Origin of the sequence: Synechococcus sp. SYN20, from assembly GCF_014279555.1 — a bacterium.
Taxonomy (GTDB): domain Bacteria; phylum Cyanobacteriota; class Cyanobacteriia; order PCC-6307; family Cyanobiaceae; genus Synechococcus_C.
The window spans coordinates 190,926-209,239 of the sequence record NZ_CP047959.1 but is presented as its reverse complement, the minus strand read 5'-3'; the positions used below and the strand labels follow the sequence as shown (position 1 = coordinate 209,239).

The 18,314-nt window shown below is 51.3% G+C and carries 17 protein-coding genes; all 17 read right to left on the bottom strand.

Annotation, left to right across the window (positions count from 1 at the left end):
• Nucleotides 1-90: 90 nt before the first annotated feature.
• On the bottom strand, nt 91-561 hold the full coding sequence (locus SynSYN20_RS00970) for a glycosyltransferase (RefSeq protein ID WP_222929743.1): 471 nt from the start codon (nt 559-561) through the stop codon (nt 91-93).
• 642 nt (nt 562-1,203) lie between these two features.
• Nucleotides 1,204-2,655: an MBL fold metallo-hydrolase gene (locus tag SynSYN20_RS00965; RefSeq protein ID WP_186524371.1), complete on the bottom strand. Its 1,452-nt coding sequence runs from the start codon at nt 2,653-2,655 to the stop codon at nt 1,204-1,206.
• Entirely contained in the window at nt 2,655-3,062 is a 408-nt protein-coding gene (locus SynSYN20_RS00960; RefSeq protein ID WP_186524370.1) for a hypothetical protein, read from the bottom strand. The genes SynSYN20_RS00965 and SynSYN20_RS00960 overlap by 1 nt, the downstream gene beginning before the upstream one ends.
• A 540-nt stretch (nt 3,063-3,602) precedes the next feature.
• Nucleotides 3,603-4,799 carry a glycosyltransferase gene (locus tag SynSYN20_RS00955; protein ID WP_222929742.1) on the bottom strand — a complete coding sequence of 399 codons (1,197 nt, stop codon included), beginning with the start codon at nt 4,797-4,799 and terminating at the stop codon, nt 3,603-3,605.
• A 5-nt stretch (nt 4,800-4,804) separates the two neighbouring features.
• Nucleotides 4,805-5,911, bottom strand: coding sequence for a glycosyltransferase (locus tag SynSYN20_RS00950; protein ID WP_222929741.1), 1,107 nt, complete (start codon nt 5,909-5,911; stop codon nt 4,805-4,807).
• A gap of 170 nt (nt 5,912-6,081) precedes the next feature.
• The gene (locus tag SynSYN20_RS00945) at nt 6,082-6,693 is read right to left on the bottom strand and encodes an FkbM family methyltransferase (protein WP_255476403.1); all 612 of its coding nucleotides are present in this window, start codon (nt 6,691-6,693) and stop codon (nt 6,082-6,084) included.
• Nucleotides 6,694-7,008: 315 nt separating this feature from the next.
• Complete coding sequence (locus SynSYN20_RS00940) at nt 7,009-8,211, bottom strand: glycosyltransferase (RefSeq protein ID WP_186524367.1); 1,203 nt, start codon at nt 8,209-8,211, stop codon at nt 7,009-7,011.
• Between the two features lie 37 nt (nt 8,212-8,248).
• Nucleotides 8,249-9,274 (bottom strand): glycosyltransferase, encoded by a 1,026-nt coding sequence (locus SynSYN20_RS00935; protein WP_186524366.1) that lies wholly within the window; start codon nt 9,272-9,274, stop codon nt 8,249-8,251.
• Complete coding sequence (locus tag SynSYN20_RS00930; protein ID WP_186524365.1) at nt 9,267-10,364, bottom strand: DegT/DnrJ/EryC1/StrS aminotransferase family protein; 1,098 nt, start codon at nt 10,362-10,364, stop codon at nt 9,267-9,269. Before SynSYN20_RS00930 ends, SynSYN20_RS00935 begins: the two co-directional genes overlap by 8 nt.
• Nucleotides 10,361-11,137: a WxcM-like domain-containing protein gene (locus SynSYN20_RS00925; RefSeq protein WP_186524364.1), complete on the bottom strand. Its 777-nt coding sequence runs from the start codon at nt 11,135-11,137 to the stop codon at nt 10,361-10,363. Before SynSYN20_RS00925 ends, SynSYN20_RS00930 begins: the two co-directional genes overlap by 4 nt.
• A gap of 28 nt (nt 11,138-11,165) precedes the next feature.
• Nucleotides 11,166-11,765 carry an acyltransferase gene (locus SynSYN20_RS00920; RefSeq protein ID WP_186524363.1) on the bottom strand — a complete coding sequence of 200 codons (600 nt, stop codon included), beginning with the start codon at nt 11,763-11,765 and terminating at the stop codon, nt 11,166-11,168.
• Entirely contained in the window at nt 11,762-12,097 is a 336-nt protein-coding gene (locus tag SynSYN20_RS14595) for an acyltransferase (RefSeq protein ID WP_304623038.1), read from the bottom strand. The genes SynSYN20_RS00920 and SynSYN20_RS14595 overlap by 4 nt, the downstream gene beginning before the upstream one ends.
• Nucleotides 12,076-12,264, bottom strand: coding sequence for a hypothetical protein (locus tag SynSYN20_RS14335; RefSeq protein ID WP_222929740.1), 189 nt, complete (start codon nt 12,262-12,264; stop codon nt 12,076-12,078). The genes SynSYN20_RS14595 and SynSYN20_RS14335 overlap by 22 nt, the downstream gene beginning before the upstream one ends.
• Nucleotides 12,265-12,268: 4 nt before the next feature.
• Nucleotides 12,269-14,071 (bottom strand): ABC transporter ATP-binding protein, encoded by a 1,803-nt coding sequence (locus tag SynSYN20_RS00910; protein ID WP_186524362.1) that lies wholly within the window; start codon nt 14,069-14,071, stop codon nt 12,269-12,271.
• Nucleotides 14,072-14,118: 47 nt separating this feature from the next.
• A complete protein-coding gene (locus SynSYN20_RS00905; protein WP_186524361.1) occupies nt 14,119-15,483 on the bottom strand; it encodes a nucleotide sugar dehydrogenase in 1,365 nt (454 codons plus the stop codon).
• Between the two features lie 2 nt (nt 15,484-15,485).
• A complete protein-coding gene (locus SynSYN20_RS00900) occupies nt 15,486-16,508 on the bottom strand; it encodes an NAD-dependent epimerase (protein WP_186524360.1) in 1,023 nt (340 codons plus the stop codon).
• Nucleotides 16,509-16,976: 468 nt separating this feature from the next.
• Complete coding sequence (locus SynSYN20_RS00895) at nt 16,977-18,080, bottom strand: polysaccharide biosynthesis/export family protein (protein WP_186524359.1); 1,104 nt, start codon at nt 18,078-18,080, stop codon at nt 16,977-16,979.
• Nucleotides 18,081-18,314 lie beyond the last annotated feature (234 nt).

The window sequence follows — 18,314 nt, the reverse complement described above, 5'->3', positions numbered from 1 at the left end:
GGCCAGGGCGTTGAAGGGATCAATGAAGTGCCGTTAGCCCCAGCGGCCGGAGCCGCAGCCCATGTAGAAGCTCTCGGCATTCGGAGGCAACTACTGCCGGGGATGCTCAACGGCAGCGCGGCGTATCACCCCCTCCAGGACCGGGAGTGCACTGCGCAGGGAGTAGCGCTGCTCCACCCACTGGCGGCCTGCGGCGCCTAGGCGCTTGCGAAGATCGGGATTTGCCGCCAGTTGCCGGAAACCTGCGAGCCATTCAGCGGGGCTGCCTGCCAGAAGACCGCAACTTGCCGGCACAGCATCCACGTTTGCGCCTACGGGGGAGGCAATCACCGGAATGGCGCAGGCCATGCACTGGATCAGCTTGTAAGCGCATTTGCCGCGAGACCAAGGCGTATCGGGCAGAGGCATAACGCCAACATCAAACTGGTGAATCAGAGGCACTTCCTGCTCCAAACTCCATGGATGCTCAATCACCTCTACGCCAGATATGAATGGAGCGGGACCACCTACAACTAGAAATTTAACAGGAATTTCAAGAGCTAATTGCTGAAGAGGCAGCACTAATGACTCGAGGTAGGGCGCAGTAGTTGGGCTTCCTACCCAGCCTATTGTGATTCCACCTCCGCGGATATTGAATGATGGGAAGACAGACGGTTGATATCTGGCAGTATCAACGCAAGAAGGCAAAAAAGCTACTTTTGGATTAAACTGCCTTGCGAATACAACCAAGGCAGGGCTACCAGCAGTAACAGCAGAGGCACTAGCGGCCATTCGATCAAATTTATCCCCAAGAACATGGCGCAGGAATGAGTAACGCCCCTCACGATACTTAAGGTAAAAAGCGTCATCAATATCATAGATATATGGAATACTTAGAAAAAGTTTTTCAATCCACGCTGGAAAGAACGGAAACAATTCACCATTTACAATAGCCAGGTCAAAATCAGAAGATCTAGAAAGGATTAAAACACGTCTAAAATATGCAGTAATTATAGACAACAGAACTCTACATCTTCTCGCTAAACTACAACTAATCGTTGAGGCCCTACTCAGACTGAGCACGACACCATTTGATGGCAGCAAAGAATTAACACGGCAAGAATGACTGCTTAGAGCTAGGCCATTGACATACTGAAGCAACCTCACTCTAGTACTAGCGGAGACTTCATCATAAAGAGAAAGCATAAGAATCTTCATATACTATTACTTAAAACGGCGGATAGCAGAGAGCGCCACAGAGCGGAGCACAAGAAAAAGCATGTCAAATACTTCAGGAAGCCTCCTCATCCAGACGACCCAAAAACGTAAACTTATCAAAACAGAAGGATCGAGAATGCCTTCTGCCTCATAAGTATTACATAGATAATTAAAAACTGCATCTCGATTATTTCCCTGGCGTGCAAGCACCGACAACCTCTTAGAAACCCCGAGAGAATTAAAGTGGCTGCTACGACAAACATCGTTGATCACAAATGGATGAATCACAAAGCAAACATCCGAACCAGAGAAGGTTGGACAAACGTCTAGAAATCGTAGAGATTTAGACAGAAAATCCAGATAAACAAAAAGAGATACCCTTTCAGACTTTATATGAATATAAACATGGCGACGAAGATATAATCGAATAGGAAATGGACAATACTTAATAACACTGCTTAAATAACTCTTAATAGCCCTCAGGTTGGGGACTGCCTTGTCTTCAATGATGTATTGCTTATTGAGACAGCTTGATTTGCTTTGAGCATATTCGCTTAGGACTTGAACCCTATCTCTAGAGAGAAGGTTCCTCCTCCAAGCTGATTTGCAGATCTGATGCGAAATTAAACTTATCGATTCGCCAGGGAGCAAAAGCAAAGGGCTGGTAGATTTATTTTGAAAAGTATTTGAACAGTATTCCACAGCAACATCAGAAGAATTCAGAAGAGAATTGTGTTCAAAGGTCTCTCTATGTAGATAACAAATGTTACTAGCAAATGGCACAGCGTAACTAGCTCCAGCCTGTGAACAAAATTCAAAGAACTCTGACGAATATACAGCCCCACTTTTGTCTGCAGGATATAGATAGGGTGATCCATCTAGATTTTTTTTACATGCTCTATAGTTGGCACTAGAATGACTTCTAAGCGCATACATTGGAGAGCCTGTTTTTCTAAGCAAATCGCGAAAAGCCATACGACCAAATTTCGAATCATTTGCATTAAGTATCTTCGAACCACCAGCATCAACAAACAATGCCGAATCAGCAAAGAAAGGGCCAGATTGAAACGATAAAACCCTAAAAGACGGGGCTAAATAATAAAATCTTGCATGAGAAAGCTCGGTAAGCGGAATAGACTTAATAATTTGACGCAGGTCATTGCTTAGGCGTCGTTCGGGCGTTAGAGGTAATAAAAAATGAATATTATCAAGTTGCTTGATAAGGCGCTTTAAAGTTGGTCCATGAAAATGATCCCAATGCAGATGAGTAATGTAAACATAAAGAGTATCTAGCTGCGACCATATACTGAGGAGTGATTCAAGCGATTCTTGCGGCGGAAAGTTCCACCAAGACCTCCAATAAGCTGAACCTAATAGCCAAGGGTCACAAAGCAACGAGTGCCTTTTTCCACGGATCTCACAGCAGCTGTGAGCATGGGCATGCAGTGTATAAGACATCAGCGCTTAAAAGGAAATAATAAACACATAACAAAAAAGTCAGCTAATTTGCCAAATATAACGGAAATCGCAGACATTACTTGAAAACGACTTCCTGAAGAAGAGCGCCGAAGACTTAATGGCTCAATAACAGAAGTCAGCTTAACCGGACTTAAATGTTCCCCATCAAAATATTCATTCATAATAGCAGCCAATATAGGTTGATCTCTGACAGATGTGCAGCAAAGCCAATTATAAACATTGGCGAAAGAAGAGGAGAGGTCGGAACTAAAAGAAGAACTGGAACTTTTCACTACAAGATAGAAGCCCCCAGACAACTGAGGAGCAAAGATTATTCGCTTCCTAGCATTTAACAAGAAAAATCTTAAAGAGTAATGTGCACTTTTTGTCGAGGGTTGAGCTGCCACCACGACCAACGACAGCGACGGCTCACACGCCCCGGCTGATCATCGCGTAAATCTCAGGCTTGAGATGTGTCGAGCAGCCAGGTGGGAGACATTTGCGAAGGTCTGCTCAATAAACTCGAAAGGCAGATGAAACAGGCAGTCATGCCAATGCATCATGATGACCAGTAAATAAATGATAGGCAATAAACCTTGGAGCTGGTCTTTGGATAATGGGGCTCGATCAGATCGATCAGCGGTCCCCAGAAGAACACCTTCTCCATCTAGCCCGGAAATCGCTCTCTCGAAGTGCACTTCTTGGCTTTGGCCTGCTGGTATTCGCCAAATCAAGCGGGTTGCCACCCAGAAACCCTGTTCAGGCTTACGATCACAATATTAATTTCGCATAGATGGCCTGGATTTTCAAGAGCGCCCCTAAGGAGGGTCTGGATAACCGGGCAAATTGCCCAAGGCAGAGACTGAGACTCATGTCCCTGGCTTGAAGCCGATTTCTCGACAGGATGTTGTCCAGACCTTCCCTAATCAAAACGGACCGGGTATTGCTTAATCGCGCAATCGGTCGAATGCCGAAAGATAGGATGCTTTGCAGGCATCAAGCGAAAAATACTTCAAGCCCACCGACCGACAGTGATCGACGAAAGTTGCTCGAACCGGAATTACGGTTGTGCAGAACCACTCCGCGGCGCGCTCTAGCGCCGTACCGTCCATCTTCTCCAAGAGAAATGCGATCTCACTACTAAGTACGTTCGTATCACCGATTCCCTTCGAAGCGATCACAGGTAGACCACAGAGCAAATACTCGCCAACCTTTATCGGCGCTACTGCCTCCATCGAAAAACTGCGCCTGCGAAGCGACAGACCTAAGTCTGCGCACGCCAAATATCGCGGCACATCGTCTGACGAAACGCTAAGTATTGAAGTAGCATCCGCAAGCGACTTCTTACTTGCCAATGCTGCACAGGCAATCTCTGGCGAACCGCTCAAAATCAAAAGCTTTGAGTCGGCGCGGCGGCGCTTAACCGCGGCGAAGAGGACAAGCATCTCATTGATGCAGTATTGATCGCCGAGGGAGCCTGCATAGACCAACACTGGGGTACTGTCATCAAACCCCAGTTCGCGCCTTGTGAAACTGCGTTCGGCTGCTGTAACAGGCGCGAAATTCTCTGGATCGCGGCCGTTTCGAACTATCTTGAACTTATCGGGAGCGGTACCGGCACCAGCGCGCGCAAGCAGGATTTCTGCTGCCTTTGACGACCTGGCTAACACAACATTCGAGATCCTAACCATCTCGGCCTCGACATCTCGGAGCAGGCGGTAAACGAGTCCGCTTGGTGATGCGCCAGCGAAATCCACGCGTTCATCAAGTGGAAGACCGTCGGCATCAAACACGACTGGAAAAGTTTGTGTGCGGAGGGCGCACAGGGTGGCCAACGCCGGTAGGGTGCTCCGCGGCATCACCACGTCAATCGCCCATGAACGCAGAAGCTTCTGGATGAGCCTCCCACCTATCAGGACGCCAATCAGTGAGCCAAAGCCGACCGGCCGTCGCCAAAGTGAAATGGAACGGTATGGGATGCCGGCCCTTTCGCAGGCGCTACGCACCCGCGACAAACCCTTCGGATCAGCCCAGGTGAACTGCAGCACGTGAAACTGCAGACCGTAGGTTTGAAGGTGCACGAAAATGGGCAGAAACAGCCCTTCAAGGTAAGAGACCTGAGGCCCATCCCAGGTGACGAACAAGACTCTCATGGCAGCCCAACCCGCGCGCTCAGCCTCTGGTACAAGCAATCGACATCCGCCACATATCGATCCGCACTGAATAGAGTCTGGGCACGTTGTTGGCCTCTTGCACCCATTTCACGCCGTACCGTTTCATCCATCGCCAATCTCAAGAGTTCTTCAGCGAAACGCTCTGGCGAAAAGGCCGGCACAAGCACGCCGGTACGGCCATCTTCAACCACGCCGGGAATACCACCGACGCGGGTTGCAATCACTGGCAGGCCCGCAAACATCGCTTCTACCAGCACGAGCCCGAATGCTTCGGCGGCCGAGGCCAGCGCGAAGACATCCATGACCGCGTAAAGCGGCTGTGGATTTGCTATGTATCCGGCGAAATGAACCGATTCGCGAACCCCAAGAGATACAGCGAAATTTTCCAACATTTTACGATCAGGGCCATCTCCGACTAAAAGAAGCCGAGTACTGCGCATCCCCGCTGCATGCAGAAGTGCAAGTGTTCGTATTAAATCGCTAACTCGCTTGTGCTCATCAACCAACCTACCAACCGTACCAATCACGAAATCTTGCGATCGAAAATTAAACCGCTCTAGCATCCGCTGGTCCTCTTGCGCATCTGAGGGAGAATGCTCATCAACACCGTTATTGATTAAGGACACCTTGTCGGATGGGAGGCGCAGCGTGTCGCGCAAATACTCCTGGACCGCCGGAGATACCGCAACCATGTGATGGGTAAGGCCAGAAAGCAGTCGGAATAGCAAGTGACCCGACCAGCGACGATTTTGAGGATCGCTCGTTTCTTCTCCGATCACGACCGGTACTCGCGACAAGCGACCAGCCACAGCTGCAATGGCAACGCCCTCGTAAACAGCGCCATGAATAATATCGGGCTGCCACTGCTTGATACACCTCAAAGCATTTCTGTAAACGCGAACATCAGCGATATGTCTGATTTGGCCAATGTGTATTACCTCACAGCCTGCATCGACAAAACGCTCGGGCAATCCGCCCCATGCATCGGTACAGATCAGCTTCTGCTCATATCGATCAGGGTCAAGTTTACGTGCGATTAGTAATCGTCTTTGCTCGACACCGCCGGAGCCGACTCTAAACAAACAATGCAGAATTCTTATTTTTCTCAAATTTTATTCTCGATGTTGGTGTTGATTTTGCGTGCTGCCAAAGCACAGAAATGTTGCAGCGGGCCCTTGCATAAGAGAAAGAAGTATTCCGCAGTATTATAATATCTTCGAGACAATCTCGGCATGGCTTGATCCCTCAGAAACTATTTGATTATTGCACCAGTCGGGATTCGTCCAAATACACGTTGATGAACAAAAACTGGGTTTACACGCCGTATGATTGGCGATCCGCCACCCCCCCATTCATGCGTCTGGCCAAAAATTCCAAAAAGGAAAAAGTCTCGGTCAAAGAGAAATGAAGATAGAGCTGAATATGATTGGTGGTAATTGTTATATGGATTCATAGACGCCTCTAGCTCAATAAAATCAGTACTAGCGATTATTCTGCATCCGCCTTCTAATACCTTTAATTCGTTCCCTTCTGTATCCACTTTCAAATAAGAGAGTTTTTTGATTTTATGCTTGTCGCAATAGGAGTCTAATGTTGTGCATTCAACTTCGATAGTGCCGGAGCTTGACAGCCTGTTCATTGTCGAAATATCATCCTCGTTGAACAATAGCCTCGCGGCCTGATTAGACAGCGCAACGTTATTAAGAATAATATCTTTTCTTTTTGAATACTTCATGCTTAACCTTCTGTACGCACTCGGCGATGGCTCAAAGGAGTGTATAATTGCCTGTCTAGATAGAGTCTTCAAATCATCAATTGACTGCCCAATGTTTGCGCCAACGTCGAAAATACATCCAAACTCCACATCAGCGAATAATCTCTTAACCTCGCTAAATTGATTGCTATAATTTAGATCGATAAAGTGTGGAGGCGTTTTGCGGTATTTGAGACTGTACAATACACTCCAAATGAGCGGAGGGGTGATTTGCTTGAATAATTTTTTGCATTTGCGAGAGTCGATAGATTTGTTGATATCGGAGGGAAATCTAAGGCTGTAACAGTGGACAAAACCTTAACACAAGTTTTTTACTGTGAGCATCAGAACACATTATCATGACTCCAGGTAATCGGGGTTTCATAGCAAGATCTTGTCAATTTCTGATTTACAGTCAAAACGGAATTATTGACTAGATATAATGTGCCGCCATTTCTGCATTGCAATTGTTTTGTCCTCCTTAATTAACTCGCCTAAGAGTTCAGATCGTCTTCTTAACTCGTTAAAGAGTCTTTTATCGGTCATGATCTGCTTGATACGCGTTGACCAGAGTGATGCGCCACATTCGCCTTCCGGGATAGGCATGAGCCCACAGGGAAGACCATCGTCTTCATCCAAGCGAGTAAGAATTTCTCTAGGACCAGTAGGGCAATCTGAAGCCAAGACTGGAAGCCCACATAAAAGCGCTTCACAGAGAGACAAAGGATACCCTTCCCATTTTGAAGGCATAACAAAGAGATGAGATGCTCTAAGGAATAGTATGGGATTCTTTGTGAATCCTGTGAGAACAACATCTGGGGCACTTATGTGAGGCTGACACTCTTTAGGGGAGATAAAGTCAAGGACTACAAGATCAAGCTCACCCGCTCGTTTAGCGATTTTTTTATATTCCGGCCCATCTCCAACTAACAAGAGAGTCACTGCAAGGTTTTCGCTTTTTAAATTACGAACTACACTTAAGAGAACCTCAAGGTTCTTTCCTTGAGAATACCTCCCGTGCGAGACCAAAATGAACTGCTCATCGGATATGGAATTGAATATCTTTCGCATAAAAGAATCGCTCTCTGTACTGTTTGGCTCTAGCTCGTCAAAGTAATTGCGGATTGTTATTCCATTTTTGATCCCATAAAGTTGTTCGGTCTCTAATTGAAGCGCTTCACTGACGCAGACGACAAGATTAGCCTTTGGATAGAGCTTTTTGATCAAATACTCCTTGACGCGTGCGGTTGGTGATAAAGTGTTTTTATTTAGACTAGTGCCGTGTACAACCAGGTATTTCTTTATCTGACTGGGAAGCAAGCAAGCCATTATATTTGCTCCGTCAACGTGTGCAATCACAGCAGAGAATCTTTTGGACGCAACTAGCTCTTTAAGAGCTCTCAAGCGTTGGAGAAATCTGAGCCACGAGATTCTAGAAAGTGTTTTAATTCTGTCATCGATTACATTCAACTCGACTCCGTTCTGGTAAACCTTACTCGCATATCCGGCACGACTGAAGACAGCTTCTTCGACATAAGCAAAGTCTTGAAAGTCCTTGGCGTGCTGGTGAAATACTTTCGCTACACCCGCTCTTCCTATAACTGGGGTAAAAAGAAGAATTCTTTGCATGAGCTGCTAACACAATCTAAGGCTTTCAATCGGCATCTCACCTCCTAATAGAGAAGGGGATGACCGGATTGACCAACATAAGAATACATTTTAATAGATCACGCAGGTTTTTCGACGGCTCTACAATGGCAAGCCGAAAGCCTTTCAAGCGCTCGCTAATTTTGGCAGAACTCAATAGAGACTCTACATAAATTTGCTTCTTTTTCTTTGCTATCGAGGTGTTTATCTGATCAACAGGGCAAGAAAGACCAGGAATGGTTCTAGACGCCACCAGATCAAGGCAGTATTGATTGAGCACAGCTTCAAGCCGACTGAGATGCAAGCGATGTTTTTCTAGTCGCTCGGTTGATCTAGATCGTCTTGATTGAGAACGGAACTGATGTGAAATGCTATCGCTATGTACTCGATATTTGAGCAGCGGCTTATCGACGCAGCCATGGCCGCCTGAGATCAAAGATCGAAACGCCAGAGCACGATCCTCATAGACAACGTCGTCATTTAACCGGCCGAATCTGTCGTATAGTCTTTTTGTTATTGCGTGCGCACAACCTAGAACGTTTGGGACAAATCTCAGAGTTTGATCTTCTATCGAGTCATTCGATACGCCACTAAGCTGCAGCCCTACTTCGCACCCGGTCTCATCAATCAAGAATACTGATGACCAGAGGGAGTCGTATCTTCTTCCTGAGGCGATCCAGCACGCGACAAGCTCATCAACCCGTTCTGGTAACGATACATCATCACCTGCGCCAAGAACGATTAACTCGCCGTTGGCTAGCGAAAAAAGTTCGTTCAGATGTCTTCCAATTCCTAGATTTTCCTCGCTTCTACGATGGGAGACCGTATGAGAGCCAGAATATCTTTTTATAACGTTCTGTGCGAGCTCGTACGTGCGATCAGCGGAGTAGTCGTCCGAAACAATTATCTCGAGCGGGAAGTAAGTCTGAGACAATACGCCGTTGACGGCCTCTTCAATATATTTCTCTTGATTGTATGCCAAAAGCAAGAATGTCACCAGCGGTCGATCTTTCGCTGCCGACAATTCAGTCTGAATCTCACTCATTACAAACTCTACAAATCGGATCGATTGAGGTAGCGGATAACTGCGCCCCCATCGGCAAACTCACCACTTCCCCCGCCATCCGCTCCGCGACCGGAAAAGCCCCCATCCCAAGCTCCATCTCCGCATACGCTTCCTGCAAATGCGGTGGCACGGGGTAATGGATCAACGACCCCACCCCCGCCTCATTCAGCCGCTTCACCAGAGCATCCCGCTCCGGATGCCGCACCACAAACAAATGCCACACCGGCTCCGCCCATTCCGCCACCTTCGGCAAGACCAGCGCACTGCCAGCCAGCCCCTCCAGATACCGCTGCGCAATTACACGGCGCCGCGCATTCCACTCGTCCAGCACCAGTAGCTTCACCCGCAACACCGCCGCTTGGATCGGGTCAAGCCGACTGTTGAAGCCCTTCACCTCATTCACATACTTCAACCGCGAGCCGTAGTTGCGGAGGATGCGGATGCGGTCGGCGAGATCGGCGCGGTTGGTGGTGATGGCGCCGGCGTCGCCGAGGGCGCCGAGGTTCTTGCCGGGGTAGAAGCTCCAGCACACGATATCGCCGTGAGCACCGATGCGCTGCCCCTTGTAAAGGGCGCCATGGGCTTGGGCCGCGTCTTCAACAACGGACAGATTGTGCTGGCGAGCAATGGCCAGGATCGGATCGAGGTTTGCTGGCTGACCGTAGAGGTGTACGGGTAAGAGAGCCTTGGTACGTGGCGTGATCGCCGCTGGGATCAGGGCCGGATCAATGTTGTAGGTAGCAAGATCTGGCTCTACCGGCACAGGCGTAGCCCCCACAGCAGACACCGCCAGCCAGGTGGCGATGTAGGTGTTGGAGGGAACAATCACCTCATCGCCAGGGCCAATTTCAAGAGCACGCAAAGCAAGTGTGAGGGCATCAAGTCCATTGCCCACCCCGACGGCATGAGAAGCGCCACAGTACTGAGCCCACTCAGCTTCGAAGGCCTCTACTTCAGAGCCGAGGATGTACCAGCCACTGTCGAGCACACGGGCGATAGCTGCATCGATCTCGGGCTTGAGTTCAAGGTAAGCCGCGCGGAGATCGAGGAACGGGACTTTAAATATCATTGGGGAGGCAACTTCTTTAAAGCAACAAACTCTTCATAACGCCTTATGTAGTCACTCGAGCTGTAAGGCATCGACGCAAAAACCAATAAGACTGCATCTTTTGTATATTGATATTGGGTTCCCCATATCATTGCTGGCATGTAAATACCCATTTCAGGGCGGTCGAGGATGGCCTCGCATCGGTTGATTCCATCATCAAGGAGAACCCGCACCGATCCATTTACGCATATTAGGAATTGCTCGCACTCCTTGTGCGCGTGTTCTCCCCTAAGTTCAGAGGAAGGAACGTCGTACACCACAAAATACCTCTTTGGCTCGAAGGGTATTTCACTTGGAACTTCTCCCACAGTTAAAGAGCCACGTGAATCAGTAACTTGACGCATCAAATAGAGGGCGCTCTCACCGATGTCCAAAGGGAAAATGCATGGTGTCTTACCAAGACGGTCAAAGCTAAGAATATCAATTAGACGTGGTATTGGCGCTGTGCCTCTAGTTGAAGCTGGCTGATAACCAATAACTTGAGCAGGGTTACCTTCTACAATTGCATTGGCTGGTACAGAGTGCAAAACAACCGATCCAGCCCGAACCCGTGCACAATAGCCAACCGTTACATTCTCTCCAATAATGCATCCGGCATCAAGACGAGCACCTGAGCAAATTTTGATGCCTTCTGCATCCAAGATTGCCCTTGTGCCGATAGATGCTCCATCTTCGATCACTACTGTTGGCGAAATGATGCAATCTTGACCAATACTTGATAGGTCTTGGTTCATTTTTTAATAGGGTGGTGGAACAATAACGCTAATTAAGTTGCTTTATCACGACTGCTGGAGCGCCAGAGGCCACGCAATGGGGGGGGGGGATGTCTCTAGTAACAACAGACTGGTTTCCGATAACTACGCCACAGCCGATCGTGACACCTTTGAGAATGCGAACATTGCTCCCGATAAACACGTGATCTTCAATCACAACAGGGCTGCATCGATGGGGCTGACCAGTCTCTCGATCTGATTTGGCGAGTGCGTGAAAGTCACTATCATAGATCTCGCATCTTGTCCCAACCAGGCAGCTATTTCCTATGACAATGCTTGTCTTCTCTGCAATGGCAACAAATCCATTGTTAATACTGGTATTTTCGCCAATACTGATAAGGGAAGAATTTGTTCTTGCCTCAAGATGAGCGTAAGACGAGAAGAAGTGAGGCGAAGGATAACAGCCAACCTTCACATTCCTGCCCACTCGGATTAACCCAGACCCAAGGGCAAGAATAGGCTGCACCCGCACTGGCGTTCCGATTAATCGATTATCAGAGAGTGCGGCGTATTTAATTGCCCTAGACCTGGCTAGTGCCCTAGATGCAAACAATGCAACGGCTCGGGAGAAAAACCTTTTTCTGCTCATTCTCCTGGCTCATCGCTGACCTCCCCCAGCAGACGTATCGCCCTAGCAGGGTTGCCCACAACCACGGCACCAACCGGCACCGACTTGGTGACCACACTGCCAGCCCCCACCATCGCATTTTCGCCAATGGTGAGACCAGGCAGAATCACAGCCCCTCCACCGATCGAGGCACCAGCCTTGACGTGTGTTTGCAGAAAAGCCCGTGGATAGTGCTGGCTGCGCGGGAATAGATCGTTCGTGAAGGTCACATTCGGGCCAATGAACACGTCATCCTCCACGCGCAGCCCGTTCCAGAGCTGCACGCCGCATTTCACCGTGACCCGGTCACCCACCACCACATCGCCCTCGATTGCAACACCTGCTCGCAGATGTTGCAATCGGCACCGATCTGAGCGCCGCTGAGCAGATGAGTAAAGCCCCACACCCGCGTGCCAGCTCCGATAGATACGCCTTGATCCACCAAGGCTTTGTCGTGCACAAAGGCATCAGGGTGAATCATGGTTTCAGCACCTCGCGAGCACATATAGCGGTGAACCCTGGCACTCGATCGTGCCTTGATCCAACTTGATCACCCGATCGCAACGCTCCACTGTGCTCAGCCGGTGAGCAATCATCACGATCGTTAGATCTCGGCTAAGAACTTCTACTGCCTCCATTACTGCCTGTTCGGTGGCATTATCAAGTGCGGCTGTGGCCTCATCAAGGACCAGCACCTGAGCACGTTTATAGAGCGCCCGGGCGATGCCGATCCGCTGGCGTTGCCCACCACTGAGCCGGATACCACGCTCGCCCACAAAGCTGTCATAGCCCTGGGCACTGCTCTCGATAAAGCTAGCGATCTGGGCCTGCTGAGCAGCCTCACGAACCCGGGCTAGATCGATCTGTTCCGGCGGCAAGCCAAAAGCGATATTTTCAGCAATCGAGCTATCAGCCAAGTAGATGCTCTGGGGCACATGGGCAATCGTGGAGCGCCAGGCCATCAGCAGCTCAGGCTGCTGCGGATCGTGCAGATCATCGTGCCCATCCACCACGATCCGGCCCGCTGTGGGCTGCAACAAACCCATGAGGAGGTCGAGCGTGGTGCTCTTGCCACTACCGGTGCTGCCGATGATGCCGATGCGCTCTCCGCGACGAATCTGCAAATCAATGCCTCTCAGCACCTGCGGTAGATCAGGGCCATAAGCGAAGTGCACCCCTTCAAACCGCAGGCCCTGCTGCAGAGCGATTGGCTCTGCTCGTTCCTGGACAGCCTCAGCGGGCAGCGGCTGAGAGATCAGCAACAGCACATTCGCCAGGCTTGCTTTGGCGTTGCGGGTTTGCGCCCAGCCTTCGTACACCTTTTGCACCACCGGCAGCAGCCGCTGGGCACCCAGGGCCAGGGCACCCATCAGCGGCAAGGCTTTATCCACCCCTTGCTGACTCACCAGCCAGAACGCGATCACCGCGATCAAAGCCATGCCCACAGGCTCAAGCACCAACCGCGGATAGGTGCTCAGAAAGCTGGAATCGGCCATCACCCGCCGAAAAGGCTGATCAGCCTGGCGATAGGTGTTGGCGTAAAAAGTCTGCGAGCCATTGAGCAGCACATCGCGGATTCCACCAAGCCCCTCCTGCAACACCTGAATCAGCTGGCGGTTCAGGCTCACATAGCGCTGGCCCAGCTGTTGCAGAGGCTGGCGGCTGGCAAGCATCGCCGCTAGGTACACCAGCAACACCACCAATCCGGCCGCCACCGCAATCAGCCAGTCGATCGCTAACAGCGCCGCCACCAGGCTGATAGCAATCAGCCCCGAGCTCAGCAGCAGCAGCATCGGGTTGAGAACCTGAGAGATAGTTCTCAGTACATCTGTGCTGATCGCAGCGATCAGCTCACTGCTGTTGCGCGCCAGGTGCACGGCATAGGGCTGATAGAGCGTGCGCCGGTAGGCCTCGCAGCTCAGATCGGAGCCGATCGCCGCCGCCAGCCGGCCGTTCAGCCACAGGTTCAGCAGCCGGATCGCGCCTGCCGCCAGGGCCACCGCTGCAAACGCCACCGTGATCGGCAGCAGCAGCGCTTCGGCGCTGGCGATCCCCAGCCGCGGCGCCCACAGCTGCACCAGCGGCTGGTTCCACAGCCCGGTGGGATTGGCAAGCACCGCCAGGAATGGCAGCACTGCCGCCAGGCTCAGCACCTCGGCCGCACTACTGGCCAGCATCACCAGGAGCAACACGCCCAGTTGCACCCGGCGGCGGCGGCTCAGGTGGGCCCAGAGCTGGCGGAGCAACTGGCGGAGACTGGGGTCTGGAGCGGATGGGAGTGCGGACATGGATGGAGATCCACTGGATGAAGGCAACAGTGCTAGTGCGCTGCTGGCTAAAGGCGCAGCGCCCGCAGCTGCCGCGGTACTAATCCTTTCAAATCAACCAACAACCCATCCGCGGTGATCAGATGTTGCCAATGCTCCTCAGTCAGCGCCTGGAACTGTTGATGCGCCACTGCTGCCACAACAGCTCCATAGCGCTCACCCGGTGGGATTTCTGGCATCACATCAAGGCCATATTCACGCTGCGCTTCTTCACGATCCACCCAGGGATCCACCACCAATGGCTCAATACCGTAACGCTGCAGCGCTTGAATCAGGTCCACCACGCGCGTGTTGCGTAGATCCGGGCAGTTCTCCTTGAAGCTGAGCCCCAGCACCAGCACCTTGGCGCCTGCAATCACCATCCCCTTACGCGCCATTTCCAGGACCAGTTGCTCCACCACCCAGGCGCCCATCCCATCGTTGATGCGCCGCCCCGCCAAAACAACCTGGGGGTAATAGCCCAGCTGCTCAGCCTTGTATGTGAGGTAGTAGGGATCCACGCCAATACAGTGGCCGCCTACCAATCCGGGGCGGAAGGGCAGAAAATTCCACTTACTACCTGCTGCTTCAAGTACATCGAGAGTATCGATCTCCATATGGCGGAAAATCATCGCTAACTCGTTCACCAGGGCAATGTTCAAATCGCGCTGGGTATTTTCAATCACCTTGGCCGCTTCCGCCACCTTCAAGCTCGCCGCTGGATGGATGCCTGCCTTGATGATTGAGCCATAGAACGCACCCACCCACTCAGCCGCTTCAGGGGTGCTGCCACTGGTCACCTTGGTGATCGTGGTGAGCTTGTGCTCCGTGTCACCCGGGTTAATCCGCTCCGGGCTGTAGCCGCAACAAAAACCCTCATCAAACGTCAGCCCTGAAATCTGCTCCAGAATCGGCACGCACACCTCTTCTGTCGCCCCCGGATACACCGTGCTTTCATAAATCACCAGCGGAGTGGTAACGGGCTCCGCTGAAGCCGCGAAGCGCTGAGCACGTGCCTTCAGTGCCGACCCCACCGTGGTACTGGCTTTCTCCAAAGGAGTGAGATCTGGCCTCTTGGCACTGTCGATCGGTGTCGGCACCGTCACCACAAACACATCGGCCTGGGCCAGCTGGGCAACGTCGCTTGTGAACGCCAACAGTTCAGCAGCCTGCAACTCATCAGCACTGATTTCATTGGTGCGATCCACTCCCGCAGCCAGCTCGCTCAACCTTTGCTGATTGATCTCAAAACCGATCACTCTCCGGCGCAAGGGTGCACTTGTACGCACGCAGGCCTGGTGTTTGGCCAACTCCACCGTCAAAGGCAACCCCACATAACCCAAGCCGATCACGGCAACGGTGCAGGTATTCAGATCGGGAAACGGAGGTTTCATCATCAGACCCCGTAGAACTGGCGGTACCAGGCCACAAACCGGGCCACACCCTCCTTCACTGGCGTATTGGGCTTGAACTGCACCCAAGCTTCCAAGGCAGAGGTATCGGCCGCCGTGGCCGGCACATCACCAGGCTGCATCGGCATCAGTTGCTTCTCCGCCGTTACCCCCAGGGCCTGCTCTACCGCATGGATGTAGTCCATCAGCGGCGTGGGGTTGGAATTACCGATGTTGAACACCCGGTGGGGCGCCCAGCTGGTGGACGGGTTAGGAACTTGCGGATCAAAAGTTGGATCCGCCGCAGCCGGCTTATCGAGCAGACGCAGCAGACTTTCCACGATGTCGTCCACATACGTGAAATCCCGCACCATCTGGCCGTTGTTGAACACTTGGATCGGCTTGCCCTCCAGCATTGCTTTGGTAAAGAGAAAGAGGGCCATATCAGGCCGTCCCCAGGGGCCATACACGGTGAAAAAGCGCAGGCCGGTGGCGGGCAACCCGTAAAGGTGGCTGTAGGTGTGGGCCATCAACTCATTGGCCTTTTTGCTCGCCGCATAGAGGCTCACGGGGTGATCCACGCTGTGCTGCTCAGAAAACGGCATACGCGTATTGCCTCCGTACACCGAGCTGCTCGAGGCGTACACCAGGTGCTCAATGCCGTGGTGCCGGCACCCTTCCAGGATGTGCCCGAACCCCACCAGGTTGGCCTGGATGTAGGCCGCTGGGTTTTCAATCGAATAACGAACCCCTGCCTGGGCTGCCAGGTTCACCACCTTCTGGGGTTTGTGCTCTGAAAAGGCAGTCTCAACAGACTTCTGGTCTTCCAGATCCGCTTCGATCAGCTGGAAACTGATGCCGGTGCGAGCCGCTGTGGCTTCCAGTTGAGCGATCCGGGCCCGCTTCAATGAAGGGTCGTAGTAGGGGTTGACGTTGTCAAATCCAACAACAGGCGTGCCCCTCTCGAGCAAACGGGTGCTGAGGTGAAATCCAATAAAACCAGCAGCACCAGTAACGAGGGTGGCCATGCGTTGAGCAACTCCTTATAGAGACACAATCGTGGGCACAAGCCCCTTCTCCAACAACAGCTCCACAAAGGAACTGAAGCCTTGCCGCCAGGGATGAGAGCGAAGCTCAATCATCTCAAGACGGAAGTTTCATTATTCAATCAGAACGCTTCCCAAAAATTTCAACAAGCCAAAAAAATATTTAATGCTTCATTAATGGATACAAAGCCAAGGAGCAAGTAGAAGTACCTAAACGGAAGAAAACGAAGCCTGCAATCACATCGCCTTATGCCAATCTCGCATATTTAAAAATTAAGATAGGGATTAGCAATGCATGAAATATACTTAATTGCATAGATCTTTAAAATACCTCTAAAACACCAAAAAAATGAAAACTCAAACTCTAAGATCAGATCAACGGCATCATCTGGAGAAATAAGCTCAACGTTTCATTAGCAACATTCAAAACTGGATCCTTCAAGATGACCGCTAATCATTTAGCAGCCGAAACAGACTTCCGATCGTCACCAATCCGCTAAGGGGCTCACTCACGGCTCCAATTGCATCACTACCCTTGGCCAACATGCTGCGTCCCACGCGAATGGTGTCTCCCTGCCGCAAAGGTGGATTCGTTTCATTGGACGCACCTTGGCTCATATCAAAGCGAAACCGTTTCAGCGTTGCTGTGCCATTGCGATTGATCCGAACCAACTCCACCTGACCACCATTAGCTCGCCAAGATTTCAAGCCGCCAGCAATCAAAATCGCTTGCACCAATGGAGTATTCGCTTCCGTTTCGATACGACCCGGGCTATTAACCTCGCCAATCACATTCACCGTGATCACTTGAGGGGAGAGATTCGCGGAAGCCAGTTCGATGGCCTCCTGAGGAGTTTCTTCCGCACGCTCCAATTTGATCGTGTCGCCATCAAACAGGAAAGGGTTCTGAAGTTGATCGCCCTCAAGCACCAGATCCAGCAAATTCAAACGAGCTCTCTTAAAGCGTGCAGGGGTACCAGGCAAGCGACGTTGCAACTGAACATTGCGCAAATTGGCCTTCTGGGTGATGCCCCCAGCCTTTTGAATCGCATCGACCAGCGTTGGCAAACCCGTGAGACTCGTGCTTGGGCCACCCTCCACCTGGGCAGCCTCTGTTGTAGTAAGTGAATAGAGACCTGGTCGCTCCACAGCTCCCACGACTGAGACCCGAATCGGCCGCGGACGGATCACTTTCAGCTGCAACTCAGGCCGCAACAACTGATCCGCCAATAACTCTCGCGCCCAAAGACTGGCCTGTTGCAAGGTGAGGCCACTCAGCACAATGCTCCCCACTAATGGCAAGGGCACGCTGCCGTCGTTCAAGACCTCGAGCTCTCCTGAGAGCTCAGGAGCATCAAACAAGTTGAGCTGCAGCACATCACCAGGCCCAATGATGTAAACGTCTTGGACCTCCTCGACCAAAGCCAGGGACGCCGTTCCTTGAGCCCTCTCGCTTGGAACAGCTTCAAATGCTCCAGCGGTAAAATAACCATTACTGACTAACAAGCAGAGGCCCAGCAAAGCCTGTGACCTCAAACGCTGGTGCCGCACCATGGAGTCTTGCCCTAAGCATGTGCCGCAAGTGTCCCATGGACCTGGCAAAGCGCCAGCCCAAGTGGTGCAATACCTGTACTGACGTCATGGATCAATCAGAGCATGTCCAATCTGATTTCCAATCAAGGCGAGAAACCCCTTCATTCAAATCCTCCTTCAAATCAGTCTTCCCCCACAGACAACGGGACTGAAGAAAGTGGCATTAAACTAAGAAATATATATGTATCCCTACTG